This is a genomic window from Cellvibrio sp. ARAG 10.3 (assembly GCF_051846955.1).
GTDB lineage: Bacteria > Pseudomonadota > Gammaproteobacteria > Pseudomonadales > Cellvibrionaceae > Cellvibrio.
The window spans coordinates 150784-169633 of record NZ_JBPYCU010000002.1 but is presented as its reverse complement, the minus strand read 5'-3'; the positions used below and the strand labels follow the sequence as shown (position 1 = coordinate 169633).

Genomic DNA, 18850 nt, shown 5'->3' with positions numbered 1-18850 from the left:
AAAAATGGTTTAAGCAGGGAGCAGGGTGACTGTTGATGCCTGGCGCAATAAGCATCCTGTGCGGCTACACTAACAAAGCAGGGAGTGTTGCCGAGGTGTTCACCAGACCCTAAACCTGTATCGAGCATTCGATCACAACAATTACAGCACCCGATGCCCAACCGAAAATCGCCGCGTAACCGCCGTCCTATCATTGAACCCCTGGAGCCGAGATTACTTTTTTCGGCAACGGCGGATATTGCCGTTCTGGACGATGCCAACTCGGACACCGCTTTCCTGATTCACGCTGCCGCCAATACCGACCTGGACGCGATCTATCACACGGCATTGGCCGATACCTCTGCTGACCTTCTCCAGCTTGATGCGCCGCGCGATGCGCCCCAAGCTGTGGTATTTATCGACACACGTGTGGAGGACTATCAAACTCTGCTCGACGACATCTTGCAAAACACATCCACGGAAGAGGTTTCCGTTGTGTTGCTGGATGCCGACAGTGATGGCGTAGGGCAGATTACTGAAGCATTAAAAAATTACGCTGGCATCAGCGCTGTTCATGTGATTTCCCACGGCACCGCCGGCGCGGTGCAATTGGGCAACACACTGCTCAACCAACACAGCCTTAGCCAATACGAGGGTGAGATCGCAGCTTGGGGCAACGCGCTGGGTGAATCAGCGGACCTTTTGTTTTATGGCTGCAACCTTGCCGGCAGTGCTGAAGGTATACAACTGGTCGAACAACTGGCGGCACTGACCCGTGCTGATGTCGCCGCGAGCAATGATTTGACAGGCCACCTGCAACAGGGCGGCGACTGGGAGCTGGAAGTTGTCACCGGCACGATAGAAACAGCACCGCTGTTTAGCGTGAATTTGCAACAACAGTGGCAGGGTGTATTAGCGGATGTGAATCACATCCATGTGGATGATGCCGTCAACGCGCTCTCATTTTCCTCTTCCCACAACGTGGGGCAAAGTTTTGTTTACGACAGCAGCAATCCCACGTATATCGTCAATCAACTCAGCATTCAGTTGATGAAAGATGCGGGCGCAGCGGAACAAACCATTACCGTGCAATTGCTGGATGCCTGGAACGGAACCGTGCTGGGTGTGGATACCAAATCCTCCAATTCCCTGAGCAGCACCGAATTTGAATGGAAGACCTTTGACTTTGGCGATCTGGAACTGGCTGACAATCAAACCTATTTCATCCGCATTTCTTCTGACGTAAACGACGGCCTGGTGATGGTTTCCTACCATCAGGAAGATCGTTACAACAACGCGACCCTGATTGAAAACGGCACGGACAATCCGGACAGCTGGGATCTCGCCTTTAAAGTCACGGACGATGATGGCACAAATACAGCTCCCACCCTGGCCAATCCGATAACCAATCAATCAGCCACCGAGCAGGTTGCGTTTAATTACACCGTTCCTGCGGACACCTTCAGCGACAGCGATGAAGGCGATACCCTGGTGTATACCGCCCAGCTTGCCGGTGGGGGTAACCTGCCGCCCTGGTTAAATTTCGATGCGGCCAACCGCACTTTTTGGGGAATGCCCGATAACGGTGACGTTGGCACAATTACGATTGAAGTCACAGTCACTGATGATCACGGGGCGAGCACGTCAGATAATTTTGATCTGACGATTATCAATACCAATGACGATCCCTTTGTGGCGAATCCTATCGCGGATCAGGCGGCGACCGAAGATGTCACATTCAATTTTACCTTTCCCGCCAACGCCTTTGGCGAAGTCGATCCGGGCGATCAGTTAACCTACACCGCACAATTATCCGGCGGCGGTGCATTGCCCGCGTGGTTGAGTTTTGATTCCGCAACACGCACCTTTAGCGGTACACCTGCGGCCAGTGATGTCGGCACCATCGCTATTGAGGTGACGGCTGACGACGGCAATGGCGGCACGCCGGCAACGGATACCTTTGATCTGGTGATCTACGATGCAAGTGTTGCGGCGGCCACGATTTATGAAACATCCGGTGCGTCCCTCGATACCAATATTCTTTCGCCCGGTCAGAATCTTTATCAAAGTTTTTTCCACAACAGTGGCAATGGCACGTATCTGGTGGATTACATTGCCTTGCAGTTACGCAAGGACCCTGCGGCACAATTGCAGGATATCCATGTGTCTTTGCTCCAGAATATCGGCGATGTCACAGCCATCGCCGAGTACACATTGTCCTCAGCGGATGTAGGGACCACATTAGCCTGGGAAGCTTTTTACGTTAATAACCTGGCACTGACGGATGGCGAAGAATATTTTATTAAAGTGTCCTCCAGCGGCAGCGACGGTTTGATTTCAATCGGGATTCACAATGTCGATATGTATCCCAATGGAATGTTTTATTACGACAGCGGCACACCGGATGCCAGCCGCGATCTGGCCTTTCAGGTAGCCAGTACCGTCAACAATGCACCGATTGTCGCAAGCCCGATTCCAAACCAGAACGCACCGGAAGATGCGCCCTTCAATTTTGTCGTTGATGCGAACACCTTTAGTGATGTTGATGGCGATGGCCTGACTTATTCGGCCACATTAGCCGGCGGTGGTGCATTGCCCGCTTGGCTCAGTTTTGATGCGGCGACGCGAACTTTTTCCGGCACACCAACCAACAGCGATGTGGGCACGGTATCCATCACAATGAATGCGAATGATGGCCAGGGCGGTGTAGCCAGCGACACATTTGACATCGTTATTGCCAACACCAACGATGCGCCGGTCGTTAATAATCCGATCAACGATCAGGTAGCAACGGAAGACAGTGCATTTAATTTCACCTTTCCCGCTAATGCCTTCAGCGATCCGGACATGGGCGACAGTTTGACCTATTCCGCCGAACTGACTGGCGGTGGTGCATTGCCCGCATGGCTTAACTTCGACGCAGCCACCCGCACATTTTCCGGCACACCGGTTAACAATGACGTAGGTACATTCTCCGTTAGCGTCACCGCAGATGATGGTAACGGCGGTACCGCTACCGACATATTTGATATAACTGTTATAACAACGGGCGATACGCATTACGTCGATACCGGCAGCGGCAACAGGGAGATATCGATCTCATCAGTCAATCAGGTAGGGCAAAGTTTTTTATACGATAGCCCCGGTGCAACTTACAACGTTAACGAAATCAGTATTGAATTAGCGAAATATGCGGTTGCCGTTCCGCAAACGATTATTGTAGAAGTGCGCGATGCCTGGAATGGTACCCTGCTGGCATCTGACTCAATTTCGTCCGACGCCATCAGCGCTATTGGTTTTGAATGGCATTCGTTCAGTTTTACCAACCTCGCCCTGAATGACAACCAGAGTTATGTGATCCGGATTCGCACGGATGCAAACGACGATGCGATATTGATTCGTCACCACGATGCCGATTTATTTCCTGGCGGCGCCATGATTCAGAATGGTGTCCCGGACGGTGCCGGTTGGGACCTGGCTTTTAAAGTCAGCCAGGAAGACGGCAGTAATACCGCACCGGTTGTCGATAATCCGCTGCCGGATCACACGGTTAATGAAGACGATAACTTCTCTTATACCGTTCCTGCGAATACCTTCTCCGATGCTGATGTTAACGATACATTAACTTATCGCGCGCAATTGGCTGGCGGCGGCAGCCTGGATTGGCTGGTCTTTAACGAAATTACCCGAACATTCAGCGGCATTCCCCGCAACGACGATATCGGCACGTTGAATGTGGAAGTTATCGCAACCGATAATCACGGCGCATCTGTCGCGGATGTGTTTACCATCACCATTGTTAACACCAACGATGATCCCTTCGTGCGTTTTCCGCTCGCGGACCAGGCGGTTACCGAAAATAACGCGTTCAGTTATACCGTGCCCGCCGATGCGTTCGGTGATGACGACGCCGGTGCTGTATTGACCTATACCACACAACTGGCTGGCGGTGGCGCCTTGCCGTCGTGGTTAACCTTTGATGCAGCCACCCGCACCTTTACCGGCACGCCAGTAGCCGGGGATGTGGGCACACTGGATATTGAAGTCAGTGCCGATGACGGGCAGGGCGGCACACCGGCCAGTGACAGTTTTTCACTGGTCGTTTATGCCGCACCCGCCGATGCGGATATTGTTTACGAATCGTCACCGCCCGCATTGAACGGCACCGGGCTGGCTGACGCGCAGGATGCATACCAAAGTTTTGTGGAGGCCAACGGCAATGGCACCTACGTGGTGGATAATATTTCGGTGCAATTGCGCCGCAATCCCGATGCCGACCAAACACCGCAAACCATCACCGTGTCGGTGCTCGATAGTTTTAATGGCACTGTGCTCGCGAGTAATACGCTATCGTCGACCGAACTCGGCACCGCATTAGCCTGGCATTCATTTGATGTCGACAACCTGGCTTTAACCTACGGTCAAACCTATTTCATCAAAGTCAGCGCTACCGGCAGTAATACTGATCCGCTGGTGTACGTCGGCATCCATGACACAGATGTGTACGGCGGGGGCGAATATCACAATCACAACGGTATTCCCGATCCGGGGCGCGACCTTGCATTTGAAATTTCCGGGATCAACAACGCGCCTGTGGTAAGCAATCCGTTAGTGGATCAAATTGCTACCGAAGATGTGCCGTTTACGTTTGTTATACCGGCGAACAGTTTTACCGATCCGGATGGCGATACGCTGACCTACACTGCACAGTTGGCGGGTGGCGGGGCCTTGCCGCCCTGGTTGAGTTTTGATTCAGCGACGCGCAGCTTCAGTGGAACCGCAACGCATCTCGACACGGGGATGTTATCGATTGAGGTGATTGCCACCGATGCCAATGGCACGTTTACCAGCGACACCTTTGATCTGACCGTTGAGCGAGTCAACAGTGCACCGACCACAACGGGCGTGGCTGACATTACGCGCGATGCCAACAGTGGCAGCGATACGATTGACCTGTTCGGCGCATTTGCCGATGAAGAAGATAGCGACGCGCAATTAACCTTCAGTGTGGTTGGCAATTCCAACAGCGCTTTATTTTCTGCGATAACCTTTGACCCGGTCAGCGGTAACTTACAACTGGATTATCCCGCAGACCAAAGCGGCAGCAGTATGATTACCTTGCGCGCAACAGACCGCGACGGCGACAGTGTTGAAACCAGTTTTACGGTAACCATTGTGCCGCTCAACAGCACACCGACGACCACTGGGCTGGATAACGTATCGGCAACCACTACAACACCGACCGCACAGATTAACCTGAGGGATTTTTTTAACGATGCCGAAGACGGCACCAACTTACTGTATGCCGTGGCGAACAATTCCAATCCGGCCCTGGCGAGTATTGTTGCATTGGACAGCAGTACCGGGACACTGACCTTACAGTTTTCCAACGGCACACCGGGAGAAACAACCCTGACCCTGCGTGCCACAGATACGCAGGGCGCTGCCATTGAAACGTCTTTTATCGTGACGCTTGTCGCACCGGTTGCTGAAAATCCGGTTGAAGAACCTGTTGAAGAGCCTGTGGAGGAACCGGTCAATCCACCGGTTGAAAATCCTGTTGAGCGTCCTGTCGAAAATCCCGTAACACCGGATCAAGAACCGGCTAACCCAACGGTGCCGGTAAACCCGACACCGATACCGCAGGATTCTTCAACGGATGAGCCGGTCACGGGCGCTCCGTCGTCACCACCGCCTGATCAAAGCGGCGCGCCGACTACACCGGATACGCCGATAGTTCCATCAGACGGTGATCGCGACCTTGTTGACGAACCGATCACCAACGACGGTGATACTGTCCTCAGTAATAATTTAGGCGAGCCAGCGGTATTTATTGCACCGGCCGATATTCCGCAAGGTTACGATGAAGATGATCGCAACCGTCCGGCATGGACGGACGCGCGCCGCGAATATGAGGAGCAACAACGCCAGGCAGCCAATCCCTATGCAAGTCTGACCAACTTAATTGCACTGGAAAGCGGTTACCTGAATACCCAGGAATTGATTGAGTTTCATCAGGAAATTGATCGTGCCCGCGCTGATATGACGCGCGTACTTGAGGAAGAACAGCAACAACATGCCATGATTGCGGGCGTGACGCTTTCCATCACCACGGGCATTTTAATCTGGTCCCTGCGCGCCAGCAGTTTGCTGTTAACGCTCTTTTCCATGTTGCCGTTATGGAAAGGCATCGATCCCTTGCCGATTCTGGATGAAGTGAACAAGCGCAAAAAAGAACTGGAGCAACAACGCAAGGACAAAGCCAGGGAAGACCGGCGCGCCGGTGAAGTCGGCTACTTGTTCGATCACAACAACAAAGACAACTAGAGGTTAGCGGTGGGAAAATTTCGTATAACACCCGCAGTAAGATTAAGCATCGGCCTGGTGATTCTTACCTTGTCGATCCTGATTCTCGCGCAAGCCCTCGGGTTGGCGCCGGGCACCGAGCGGCAACAATTAAACGTGCGGCAATCGCTGGCAGAAACCCTGGCCGTGCAAACCATCATGGCGATTAAACGGGGCGACATGCTGTTATTGCAGGCGATGCTGGAGAATGTCATTGAGCGCAACCTGGACGTCAGGTCCATCGGTATTCGCCGCAATGACGAGGGCGTGGTGGCGCAAACGGCGCAACATGAAACCTTGTGGCGCGATGCGTCCGGCGAACATTCAACCCCGACGCACATTCGTTTACCACTGTTGATCAACGGCGAGAAGCGGGGCAATTTTGAAATTACCTTTCATCCACTCACCCATGAAGACAGTCCATTCTTTGGGCTGCCGAGTTTTGTGTTACTGATTATTTTTGTATCGGTGACCGGGTTTATCGGCTTCTGGTTGTACATCAAACGCGCGCTGCATCACCTTGACCCGAGCGCGGTGGTGCCGGCACGGGTGAGGAACGCTTTGAATATTCTGGCGGAAGGCGTACTGATCCTTGATAAGCGCGAGCAGATTGTGCTGGTGAATCACTCACTCGCTGAAAAATTGCAGCGCGATGAAAAAAGTCTCATTGGCCGCAAAGCCAGTTCCCTCGGTTGGCAACAGGACGAGCCGGATAGCACGGCTAGCTTACCCTGGTTGCAGGCGCTGTCGACCGGCCAGAAACAAGTAGGTGTCCGCCTTGAACTGAAAACCCGTGAGCAGGAAAAACAAATCTTCCGCGTGAACGCCGTTCCGATCCTGGATGACAAAGGCAACAGCCAGGGCACTATCGCCAGCTTCGATGATATATCCGAGTTGGAAGCCAAGAATCATCAGCTGGAAGAGATGGTGAAGGCATTGGCTGCGACGCAATTATCGATTGAAAATAAAAACCGCGAGCTTAAATACCTTGCATCGCGCGATCCGCTGACAGATTGCTACAACCGGCGTTCGCTGTTTGATTACTTGGCCGCATCCTTTGATAAAGCGCGCTCAAGCCACGCTGAATATGCTTGCATCATGACGGACATTGATCACTTCAAGCGGGTCAACGATACCCACGGTCATGGTGTGGGCGATGAAGTGATCAAGATGGTTGCCAACACCATCCGCGACGTGATTCGCGAAGGCGATATCCTCGCACGTTTTGGTGGGGAAGAATTTTGCATTATCCTGCCGGGTGCGCCCATCTCCCAGGCCAACCTGATTGCCAATCGTTGTCGTGAAAAAATTGCTGCACAGTTGTGCCAGGGCATCAGGATCACATCCAGCTTTGGTATTTCATCGGTTCGTCTGGGGGCAGAAACGCCCAACGAGTTGATTCACCAGGCTGACGAAGCGCTGTACCACGCCAAGGCGCAAGGGCGCAATCGCGTGAGCAACTGGCAACCGGCGATGCGTATCGTGAATAAAACCGCGGACAATCAGCCGGCACATTGACGCGCCGCACAAACGCCTTGCTGTTCATGGACAAGGGTCCGGTTGCCGATTATTCTGCGCTCTGCATAATGCGATACGCGTTGAATAACGATAACGGAAGCTATTTCATGAACATCACCTTGGTGCTGACGCTGGTTGGAATTATCCTGGGGGCGATCAGCCTGGGTTACGGTGGTTGGTTGGCCGGTGGTGTGATCGGTTATCTGGCCGGCCAACTGAAAACCCTGTCAGACCGGCACAAGCGACTCGAATGTGAGGTCGCGCAGCTCAAACAATCTGCATCATCAGTGCCGGCTGTTATACCGGCCCAAACAACCTCCGCCGTACCAACGGCAACCCAAGAAAAACCGTCGATATCACCATCACCACCGGCAGAAGCCGCTACCCCTGCGGTAGCGGTTATCACAGACAAACCGACCATCCCGGCTCCCCAGACTATTCGCGCACTTGCCCAAACGCGACCACCTACGATGCCGGCAAAACCGGATCCTTTCGATAAGCTGGGGCAGGCGATTCGCCGTTTCTTTACCGAAGGCAATGTCATCGTACGCATCGGTATGGTGGTGATGTTTTTTGGTTTGAGTTTTCTGGTCAAGTACGCCTCCAACCAGGGGCTGCTGCCCCTTGAGCTGCGGCTCACGGCGGTTGCCGCTGTTGCCATCGCCCTGATTGTGCTGGGCTGGAAAACCCGCGCGCGGGTTGGTGGTTATGGGCTGGTGTTACAAGGCGGTGGCGTGGCTGCGCTTTACCTGACGATCTTTGCCGCTGCCAAAATTTATACCTTGATGCCCTCGGCTTTTGCCTTCGCCCTGATGTTTTTGGTGGTGATCTTTGGGGTGTTTTTATCACTGCTACAGAATGCCCAGGTTCTCGCGCTTATGGCCACGGCGGGAGGATTTCTCGCCCCCATTCTTACCTCCGACGGTTCTGGCAACCATATTGCCTTGTTTACGTTTTATTTGATTTTAAATCTCGGCATCCTGGCGGTGGCCTGGTTTAAAACCTGGCGCATGCTGAATTGGATCGGTTTTATCTTTACCTTTGTCATTTCTGTGGTGTGGGGCGTACTGCGTTACGAACCGCAATGGTATTGGTCCACGCAACCTTTCCTGGTGCTGTTCTTTTTGTTGTACCTGGCGCTGTCTATTTTATTTTCACTCAAGCAACCACCCAGGCTGACCGGCCTGGTCGACGGCACACTTATTTTTGGCTTGCCGCTGGCAGCCTTTGGTTTACAAGCTGAACTGCTGCATCACACGGAATATGGATTGGCAGTCAGCGCGCTGGTATTGGCGATAATCTACGGCGTGGTTGCCCGGATGTTATGGATATACCATCGCACAACGCAGCAATTATTGATTGAGTCTTTCACGGCGCTGGCGGTCGGTTTCGCCACCCTTGCGATTCCCCTGGCCATGGGCGCGGCCTGGACATCGGCATCCTGGGCGTTGGAAGCTATCGGCCTGCTCTGGATCGGCTTGCGGCAAGGCCGGTTGTTGCCGCGCCTTGCCGGTTACCTTTTGCATATCCTGGCCGCCCTTGCCTTATTGACGCGGGGAGAATTGACCACCGGTGCAGTGCCGCTTTTGAATGGCGATTTCGTGAATCTCTTCGTCCTGGCCGCATCGGCACTGATGATTGCCTGGCTCCTGGATCGTCATAAACAGACGCTGCGGAAAGATGAACGATACCTGGAACGTATTGCTATGGTGATCGGCTGGTGCTGGTGGCTGATTGCCGGTCTTAACGACCTGACGGCACATATTGATAGCCAACATCTGTTTGCCGCCAGCGTTTTATTTTTTGCGTTATCCACCTTGATGACTTTATTCATTAGTCGCCTGGCGCAGTGGCAATCGTTAACCCATACCGGCTTTTGGTTGCTGCCGTTGACGGCATTGGCTGCCAGTATTTGTCATGCCTGGTCAGTGCTGGAGTCAAGGGTATTCCATCCCACCCAAGGTTTTGGCTGGATGGCGTTGGTGATATTTGCCGTGGTGCAATACCGTTTCCTCTGGCGGAGCAGGGCGGATTCGCGCTCGACCTTGCTCAGCATTTACCATGTAGCCACTGCCTGGGCCTTGTTGTGTTTATTATTCTGGGAAGCCAGTTGGTGGCAGGCGCATTACGGCTGGCAGGACACGGCCGCCGCCGTGTTATGGTTTGCCTGTTTTGCGGCGCCGCTTGCGCTGCTGATCACGATGAATGGAAAACCCGTCTGGCCCTTTAATGACGCCAGCAATGATTACCGCCAGATTATTCCAGCGCCGCTGTTATTTTTATTGCTGCTGTGGTTTATCCGTGTCAGCAGTTTCTCCGGCGCGGTTCCTTTTGCTTATGTACCGTTGTTGAATCCGGTCGACCTGACGCAGTTGGCGGCCATCCTGCTGCTTGGCTGGTCATTCAGAGCCAATCTGGTTAACCTCGGCCAGACCACCGCCGACCTTCGTTACGCGTTGCTCGCCGGTGCCGGTTTTGTGTGGATCAATCTGGTATTGTTGCGCGCCCTGCATCATTACGGTGACGTTGCTTACGAACTTCCGGCGCTGTGGCATTCGGCAATGGTGCAGATGGCGCTGTCAATTTTATGGGTGGTGTGCGCGCTGGTGGTGATGAACCTGTCGCGTCGCCGGCAGGAGCGTCACTGGTGGATTGCCGGGGCCGGATTGTTGGGCCTGGTAGTGATGAAATTATTCACCAAGGATCTCACCGATAGCGGAACACTCGCACGCGTCGTGTCGTTTATGGTGGTGGGCGCGGTGATGTTACTGATCGGTTATCTGTCGCCCATACCGGCGAGAGCGCGTATCAATTCCCCCGATCACCTGTCGCATTAGCGCAATATTGAGGATTTTTTTAATTCGGTGTGCGCGCATACAGATTTTGATGCAGAAAAACAAACCTATTATCCTGGTTTGAGAGCGAGAATCGGTGAAGACTATTGTCGGCTGGTGATCAATACCTTGGGGAAACATTTATTCAAGGTGTTTTCTGTTCCTGTACACCATCGTTTGATTCTGGACGGCGCTTACTATTCACTGGTCGCAACGCCGCCGGAGCAATTATTACCGGCCCAATGTCGGCCCCATTGCGATACCACTCTGCCGAATTACCTGGCGATCATGCAATACCTGTCACCCGGTGAGCACGGCGGCACCGGTTTTTTTAAACATAAACAAACCGGTTTCGAACGCGTTACGGCGGAGCGAAAAGAGCAGTATTCACAATCTGTGATGGCGTTTGACCAGGAGCACGGCAACCCGCCGCAAAGCTACATCACCGCAAGTAATGATCAATTTGAATTGGTGGGCAGTGTGGATTACCGCCCCAACCGCATGATTATTTATCCCGGCAATCTCTTGCATTCCGGCTTGATTAATCCCGCCACCGATATCGATAAAAATCCGCGTACCGGCAGATTGACCGCGAATATTTTTGTTAATTTTTTGCCGCGTTAGCAGGTCGGGGCACGTCCCGTTGCCGCGTATTTGTTACACCGGAATATCCTTCGGTACGGTGTCAACTTTGCGCGCGAGCGTACCCTCCGGCGGCGAGTACCAACCCGGATCGCCATCCAGTTGGTCGCGTACCTTAACCAGCGTAAACATCCCACCCATCTCCAGTTTGCCGTAGCGGCCTTCGCCCATCATCATCGGCAGGGTGTTTTCCGGGCCGGGCATATGGCCCATGTCTGTATGTACCTGATGTTCGGCCATGCCGTGTTCGCCCATGGGCATGTAATCGGGTAGTACTTCTTTAAGCAGCGCGTCCGGTTGTTTTACGCCGAGCATATTCGGTACGCCGTGGCCCATCGCGTTCATGGTGTGGTGGCTCATATGGCAGTGAAAAGCCCAGTCACCGGGAACAGCGGTAAATTCCAGGTCGCGGGTTTGGCCGACGCCGATGATCTCGGTAACTTCCTTGCGCCATTGGTTCTCTGGCCAGCGCCCGCCATCGGAACCGGTCACATCGAACTGCACACCGTGCAGGTGAATCGGGTGATTCCACATTGATAAATTGCCTACCCGAATACGCACACGCTCTCCGGTTTGCGCCACCATGGCGTCAATAAACGGGAATACTTTGCTGTTCATGGTCCACAAATCAAATTCGACCATCACACTGGGGTCGGGACGATACGTGCCCGGGTGTACGGCCCAGTTGTGCAGCAGGATGGCGTAGTCGCGATCCACGGCAGGTTGGGTTGGCGTTTTGGGGTGGATGATAAACATACCCATCATGCCCAGAGCCATCTGTACCATTTCATCGGCGTGGGGATGGTACATATGGGTGCCGTGCTGTTGCAGGGTAAATTCGTACATAAAAGTTTCGCCGGGTTTGATCGGCGGTTGCGTCAAGCCACTGATGCCGTCCATCCCCCAGGGCAGGAGGATGCCGTGCCAGTGCACGCTGGTGTGTTCCGGCAATTTGTTGGTGACATAAATCCGCACCCGGTCACCCTCCACCGCTTCCAGCGTGGGGCCGGGGGTGCTGCCGTTGTAGCCCCAGGCTTTAATGGTCATGCCCGGCGCGAATTCGTGTTCCACTTCTTCAGCAACCAAATGAAATTCCTTGACGCCGTTGTTCAAGCGATAGGGCAAGGTGCGGGCGTTGGGGGTAATCACCGGGCGGTAGCCTTGGGCGGTCATGCCGGGTTTGGCGGTTGCCACGCTGGCCAGCTGCTGTGGTTTTTCAGCAGCCTGATGATGCTGATGATGGCTGTGGTCTTCCGCCGCTGAGGCCGAGCTTGCGCGGGTCAGGCTGCCCATCAGGAGTCCCGCGGCGCTGCCGACCAGTAAGTCGCGTCGATTAATCATGGTGGTGATCTCCGTGGTGATGGTGTTCATCTGGTGTGGCTGGCGTTGGTGTCATTTGATCCGGGGTATCAGCGATTGCCAGGCTCCGTCCAACCGCCAGACTGAGGGCTGTACGCGCTTGCCAGTAGTGTTTGGTCGCCTCGATGCGGTCAGCGGCCAAGTGGATTTCCTGTTGCTTGAGCGCCAATAAATCAAACGGACTGGCGAGCATGAAGTTCACTTCCCGCTGGCTCTCGTCAAGCTGAGATCGAGCGGTTTGTTGCAGGGCAATCACCTCCTCATGAGCCGCGCGGGCGTCGTCGAGTTGACGCAGGGCGAGGGCAATATCGTGTTCAATCTTGCGCAGCAGATGTTCCTCTTGCGCGCGGGCGGCATCCTTTTTTGCGTCCAGGGCCGCGAGCTTTGCCTGGCCCCGGTCGAACAGCGGCAGACCAAACTCCACTTCCGGGCCGGCGTTGACGGCGCCGTCGAATTCCCGTTCTGCATTGATGCCGAGGCTGATATCAGCCCACCGGCTGCGGTTGATGAGCGGGCCTTGGCGAGCAAGCAACGCTTGTTGTTGGCGAACGAGTGCCAGATCCGCCCGGTGTTGCTGCGCCTGGGCCAGCAGGTCGGCAGCAGCAAAGTATTCCGTCGGCATGCCCGGCAGTTGCTCCGGTAGTATCAGTGTTGCTTGCGGCCGCAATCCCAGCAGGTAGGCCAGACGCAAACGAGTGGTGTCCGCCGCCAGGTGGGCTTGCCGGATCTCGCCACTCATCTGCTGCGCCGTGACTTGATGGCGCAGGAATTCAGAGGGCGATAAGTTGCCAGCGGTGCGCATGCGCTGCGCCAGGGTGTAGGCGGCCTCAATGGCTTGCTGGCGCCGTTGCTGAACACGCCACTGTGCCTCGGCCGCGAGGGCGGCAAAGTAGGCCGACTGGAGTTCGTGGATCGCCTCATCCAGACGCCGTTGCAGTTCCAGTTGCCGTTGCGTCAGGGCCACATCGGCCAGGTCCATCCGCAGGGAGCGCGTCAGGAGGTCGAGTAAGGATTGGCTTAAGCCCATATCCAGTTGCCAGCGCCCGCCCCCCTCCGGGCGCAGGGCACCGATGGCGGCGTGCGGGTTGGCGATCAGCCCGGCCTGGGCACGGCGCGCGTTGGCAATACCCAATTCAGCCAACAGCATTTCAATGCGCGGAGCATTCAGCAACATCAATTGCGTGGCTGCGTTGGGCGTGAGCGGTTGGTCCAGTAGTTGGGCAACACGGGTATCGCGTTGCTCGCCGGTCAGTTGTAAATCCGGATGGCGGCTGGCGAGATCCTGGTAGAAACCGGCGGTACCGTCCGGCGGCGGGTTCCAGCTTGTGCAGGCGCCCAAGGTCATAGCGGCTGCCAGCAAGGCAGCACGGGGAATTAAATGCGTGTTCATCATCATTGCCTGTCAGTTCGCCGTCTGCATGCAGTCCGGCTGGAAGATCATGTGAACCTGACGCCTGGCGCCAGTCATCAACAAGGGCGTTGATCAGGCAAATCTGGGTGGGCGACGGGGATTGTCAAGTAAGACGGAATACCAGGGTGGAGTAGGGAAATGCGTGTAGCGGGTGGGCAGGGCGGTTAATGCAGGCAAGCTGTCCGGTAAAAGGACGGCGCTGCCGAAATGGCAGGAGACCTGGCAGTGGTAGCAGGTATCAGTGCTATCGGAACCGGAAGGGTGGTTGTCCTCAGTTTGCTCAGTACCGCCACAACCTTGATGAATATCAGTAGCCTGCTGTTGGGCCGATACTTCGCTGGCGCGATCCAGCCAATGACAGGGCAACCACAAACCTGCCGCCGCTTGCAGCGGTAGCCACAGGCACAAAAGTGCCACGAGCAGGGTGTGAGGTCGCTTGAGGGTTTTCATCGTTATCCCGGATTGAAAAAACCTGCCCATCTTAAACCTTGCCCTCGGGGAAAGGTCAAGCCCCGGGATCTGAAGGATTGCAGATAGTGCTGCCAGCCCTTAGGATGCTGCCCCTTGTTGGTGCGAACTGAGGCGAAAGACCTGGATGATATTGAAATCACTGCTCCACGAATGCCGATTGCTGTTAGGTATTGAGCGCAACACCACCAGTCACGGTGAAAAACTGATCTCGGCATTGGGAGCCGTGCTGGGTATCCTGGCCGTTTACTGGATTACCCGCTGGACCTTTCCTCACGGCTACATGAGTTCGGCCGGCAATTTTTTGATGGTGACCTCAATGGGCGCCAGTGCCGTGCTGCTGTTTGCGGTGCCCCATGGGGCCTTATCGCAGCCTTGGGCCGTATTCGGTGGCCATCTGATCTCCGCGCTGATCGGCGTTACCTGCCACCAGCTGTTTCCCCACCAGACCTGGACCGGCGCTTTGGCGGTCGGTTTGGCCGTTGGTGCTATGCATTATCTGCGCTGTATCCATCCACCTGGTGGCGCCACAGCCCTGGCGGCGGTTATTGGCGGTTCAGAAGTCTATGCGCTTGGTTATCACTATCTGGTGATGCCCATCCTGATCAATGTGCTGGCTATCCTGGCCATGGCGTTGGTATTCAATGGTTTATTCGCCTGGCGCCGCTATCCGGCGCATCTCTCTCGCAAACATAAAGCAGCGGTATCCACCAAACCGGCAGAGCGACAATTCGAGCTGACGCACGAAGATTTTGCAGCGGCTATGCAGGAATTGGATTCTTATGTGGATGTCACGGCGGAAGGCTTGACCGAATTACTGGAGCTGGCCAAACAGCACGCCGAAAAAAATATTACTCACCCGGATGAAGTTATTGCTGGTCACTTTTACAGCAACGGCAAGCTGGGCAACCTGTGGAGTGTGCGGCAGGTGATTGATGCCTCTGCCGAGCAAAAAAGTGCGGCTAAGGATCAGGTGATTTATAAAGTCCTGGCCGGTGCCGGCGCTTACGATACCGGCATTTGCCGGCGCGACGAATTCCGGCAATGGGCCCGCTTTGAAGTCGTACAACAGCAAGGTCGTTGGGTAAAAATTGATGAAGATTAAGGCGTGTTTGTGATGGACAAAGCTGCATAACGCGTTACAAATTACTACAAATTTATTCTGGGGAGACAAAATTTTCCACGCTACCATGCCCGTGTTTTTACCCGCTGATACAGCCCTGCATAACACGAGGTCCAGAACAAATAATGAACAGCAAAATGTTAAACGCGCGCATCAAGCACATATCATTAGCTGGTGTGCTGGCTATCGGCCTGATGAGCGCCACACTGGCCAATGCCACCACCGTGCAATTCCAGACTGTCATGGGTGATTTTGAAGTTAATCTGTTTGACAAAACCACACCCAAAACGGTTGAAAACTTTCTCAAGTATGTTGAGGAAGGTGCATTTGAAAATACCATCATGCATCGCTCGGTACCTGGTTTCATTGTGCAGGGCGGCGGTTTTGAGTATCCCGGCAACTTGCCCCTCAAAGCGGTGACTTCACATCCTGCTGTTGTTAACGAACCCGTCTATTCCAATCGTCGTGGCACCATCGCCATGGCCAAAGTCGGCAATAATCCCAACAGCGCTACCAATCAATGGTTTTTTAACCTTGCGGATAACAGCGGCAACCTGGATCGCCAGAACGGCGGCTTCACTGTCTTCGGCCAGGTCAGTGGTAACGGCATGGCAATTATCGATGCAATGGCAGCCCTGAGTCGCTTCAACAAGGGTGGCGCCTTTAACGAGTTACCCTTGCGTAATTACACCACCAAGGACCACGAAGATGAGGTCAAAGTAACAGACGAGCATTTTGTGATGATCCAGAATGTTGTGGTGCTCGATGAGAGCCCGGACACGGCCGATGGTCTGAATCCTGTGAAAAATACCTCGCGAGATGATGACGACGACAATGACTCCGGTGGTGGCGGTGGTGGTGGTAGCCTCGGCTTTTTGACTATACTACTGCTTGGCTTCCTGGCCGTAGCGCGCAAGATGGTTGTGCGGGGGCGCCAGGTTTCATAACGCAGCTTCGCTAGCGACAAAGGAACAGGAGCAGTAATGATTACGTATTTCTACTGGGCAGTGGTGATCGCCCTGGCAATGGGTATGTTGTGGTTGCTGGGGCGGTTGAATAAATGGAAGGCGGGATTTATTGCCGCGTTGATTATCCTGTTAGTTGGCTGGGCGGCTTATTTTTTCCACTTTGAACAGGTTTTTGTCAAACGCTACGGTGGCGTTATGTCCATCACCGTACCGGATGGCCAGATGCATATCACCGCCACCTGGAAAGATGACAACCTGTGGATCGAGAATTACGATCCCGAAACCAATACGTGCCATTTCAATGAATATTCCAAAGGGAATTTGTTGCAGGGCAAGGTGGTGATCAAAAATTGTAATCCCTTACGTCATCACTCGGGACCTGGCCAACCGGGTGCCGCTGTACCGGTAATCAGTGAATAGAGCGATGGAAAAAAATAAAGCGAGAGGGCTACCCGTCTCGCTTTATTTTTTGGCTTTTTGTTACGCCGAAGAATTTATACCGCGATTGAATCGTATACCACTACCTTGCGCCACAGGTGCGCATGCTCATCAATAAATTTTTGATGCAGCGGGTGCGCCTGGTAAATATTTTGACCTTCCACATCATCAAAACACAGCATCTCTGAAACCTGGTAACTGTTGTCTACCACATCGCGTTTTTCGGTGGACGCCGGTATGCCGACGTGGATCGCCCGTACAGTTTCGATTGCGCCCAAGGCTTTGATACCGGCAATCAGTTTTGCCTGGTCTTCTTTGGAATCCGGATTCTTTAACCAGAAAAATACTTTGTGAATCAGTTTGGGTAATTGCGGTTGTGCGTTGGGTTTTTCTGCCTGGATGTTAAGCGAAGCGGTAGCCGCTACGCCCAGCAGCGCGGTGCCCGCCAGAAATTGTCGACGATTGCTATGTTCCATAGCCTTGACTCCCCTTGATTGTGCAATGGTGATTGATTAGTAATGGATAACGCACCGTAAAATTACAGTGATAGGCCTAACAAGCAATCATTTTTACGGAACATTACGGTTTTGAAACAGGCATCCTGGGGATCTGTTCGCAAATAACCCAAAACGCGGGTTTGACCATTCGCTGGAACATTTTTTTCTATCATCGGCATTTATTCGTCCTGCCGTTTTTTTCCCACTATGCTTAATGCTTACACGAGCAGTGAGAATAAATAAGAGGAGAGTAGCAGCGTGACTAACAACAACCCCAACCGTATGATTCGCTATTCCTGGTTGGTCTTCATCAGTTTTATCAGCGTTATAGGTGCCGCACAAGCGGCAGTCGTTAAAGGCAAACATTGTGCCGCGATTCAGAAAACCATTAATCAATTGCCCTCTGTCGGTGGTGAAGTTCGCATACCGGAGGGGGTTTACCTGTGTCATAAACCCATCGTCATTGACCGCGATAATGTCAGTTTACGGGGGGAAGGGGCCGGTACCTTATTGCGCCTGGCGGATGGAGCCAATGCGCCGGTGGTGGTGATGGGGCAGGCTATCCCCATTCCTGATACCAAGCGCCGCCATATTGTTGTGAGCGATTTGATGATCGACGGTAATCGCCATAACCAGAGCTCAGAGTGTATGGGCGGTCCTTGCAGCGAAGCGTTTCCCTTGCGCAACAACGGCATCTCAATTCGCCATTGTTTTGATTGCCGTGTGGAGCGTGTGACGGTGCACAGTGCCAGCTCCGGTGGTCTCGTTACTGAACTCACCAGCCGCCGGTTGACTATTCGGGATTACACATCTTACAACAACGAATTTGATGGCCTTGCCGGCTATGAAACGGAAGAGAGTTTATTCAGCGGTATTCACCTTTACGATAACCAGGCTGCGGGTTTTTCGTTTGATATCCGTTTCAACAACAATGTCTTCAATGATGTGCTCATTGCCAACAGCGGCAGCGTGGGCATTTTTATGCGCGATTCCTTCGACAACCTGTTCAGCAACGTGCAAATACTCAACAGTAAACAGCACGGCATCTTCCTGGCACAAGTTGATGATGATACGAGTAAACCGGCAGCGGGAAATAGCTTTACCGGGTTGGTGGTTGCGCGGGCGGGCGGTTATGGCGTGGTAGCGAATGATGCCTCCTGCAACAATACCTTACTCACGGGGGCGCAATTGATTGATAACAGCGCCGGGTGTATCTATGAAGCAACCCCGGCATTGGTAGCCAACCTCGGGACGATCTGTCGTTGAGG

At 53.8% G+C, this 18850-nt stretch carries 12 protein-coding genes; 8 read left to right on the top strand and 4 right to left on the bottom strand.

What is annotated here, in order from left to right:
- The first annotated feature begins 153 nt into the window (after positions 1–153).
- From ACSV5M_RS03350 to ACSV5M_RS03335, 4 genes are all read left to right on the top strand, one after another.
- Positions 154–6306, top strand: a complete 6153-nt coding sequence (locus ACSV5M_RS03350) for a putative Ig domain-containing protein (RefSeq protein ID WP_439174166.1) — start codon at positions 154–156, stop codon at positions 6304–6306.
- 9 nt (positions 6307–6315) lie between these two features.
- Complete coding sequence (locus tag ACSV5M_RS03345) at positions 6316–7842, top strand: diguanylate cyclase (RefSeq protein ID WP_439174165.1); 1527 nt, start codon at positions 6316–6318, stop codon at positions 7840–7842.
- 107 nt (positions 7843–7949) lie between these two features.
- The gene (locus ACSV5M_RS03340; protein WP_439174164.1) at positions 7950–10679 is read left to right on the top strand and encodes a DUF2339 domain-containing protein; all 2730 of its coding nucleotides are present in this window, start codon (positions 7950–7952) and stop codon (positions 10677–10679) included.
- A 6-nt stretch (positions 10680–10685) separates the two neighbouring features.
- On the top strand, positions 10686–11300 hold the full coding sequence (locus ACSV5M_RS03335) for a DUF6445 family protein (protein WP_439174438.1): 615 nt from the start codon (positions 10686–10688) through the stop codon (positions 11298–11300).
- A gap of 33 nt (positions 11301–11333) precedes the next feature.
- Here the strand turns inward: ACSV5M_RS03335 and ACSV5M_RS03330 are convergent, their stop codons facing one another.
- The 3 genes from ACSV5M_RS03330 to ACSV5M_RS03320 all read right to left on the bottom strand — a co-directional run bounded on the left by ACSV5M_RS03330 (position 11334) and on the right by ACSV5M_RS03320 (position 14538).
- Positions 11334–12689, bottom strand: coding sequence for a multicopper oxidase family protein (locus tag ACSV5M_RS03330; RefSeq protein WP_439174163.1), 1356 nt, complete (start codon positions 12687–12689; stop codon positions 11334–11336).
- Positions 12652–14067 (bottom strand): TolC family protein, encoded by a 1416-nt coding sequence (locus ACSV5M_RS03325; protein WP_439174161.1) that lies wholly within the window; start codon positions 14065–14067, stop codon positions 12652–12654. Before ACSV5M_RS03325 ends, ACSV5M_RS03330 begins: the two co-directional genes overlap by 38 nt.
- Before the next feature lie 93 nt (positions 14068–14160).
- Positions 14161–14538, bottom strand: coding sequence for a hypothetical protein (locus ACSV5M_RS03320; protein WP_439174160.1), 378 nt, complete (start codon positions 14536–14538; stop codon positions 14161–14163).
- Between the two features lie 145 nt (positions 14539–14683).
- On the opposite strand from ACSV5M_RS03320, the gene ACSV5M_RS03315 reads away from it, so the two are divergent.
- From ACSV5M_RS03315 to ACSV5M_RS03305, 3 genes are all read left to right on the top strand, one after another.
- The gene (locus ACSV5M_RS03315; RefSeq protein ID WP_439174159.1) at positions 14684–15661 is read left to right on the top strand and encodes an HPP family protein; all 978 of its coding nucleotides are present in this window, start codon (positions 14684–14686) and stop codon (positions 15659–15661) included.
- Positions 15662–15804: 143 nt separating this feature from the next.
- The gene (locus ACSV5M_RS03310; RefSeq protein ID WP_439174157.1) at positions 15805–16626 is read left to right on the top strand and encodes a peptidylprolyl isomerase; all 822 of its coding nucleotides are present in this window, start codon (positions 15805–15807) and stop codon (positions 16624–16626) included.
- A 36-nt stretch (positions 16627–16662) separates the two neighbouring features.
- The gene (locus ACSV5M_RS03305; protein WP_439174156.1) at positions 16663–17067 is read left to right on the top strand and encodes a hypothetical protein; all 405 of its coding nucleotides are present in this window, start codon (positions 16663–16665) and stop codon (positions 17065–17067) included.
- Positions 17068–17141: 74 nt separating this feature from the next.
- Here ACSV5M_RS03305 and ACSV5M_RS03300 read toward each other — a convergent pair whose 3' ends face one another.
- Complete coding sequence (locus ACSV5M_RS03300) at positions 17142–17561, bottom strand: Dabb family protein (RefSeq protein ID WP_439174154.1); 420 nt, start codon at positions 17559–17561, stop codon at positions 17142–17144.
- 279 nt (positions 17562–17840) lie between these two features.
- Here ACSV5M_RS03300 and ACSV5M_RS03295 point away from each other — a divergent pair, with 279 nt between their 5' ends.
- Entirely contained in the window at positions 17841–18848 is a 1008-nt protein-coding gene (locus ACSV5M_RS03295; RefSeq protein WP_439174153.1) for a right-handed parallel beta-helix repeat-containing protein, read from the top strand.
- Positions 18849–18850 lie beyond the last annotated feature (2 nt).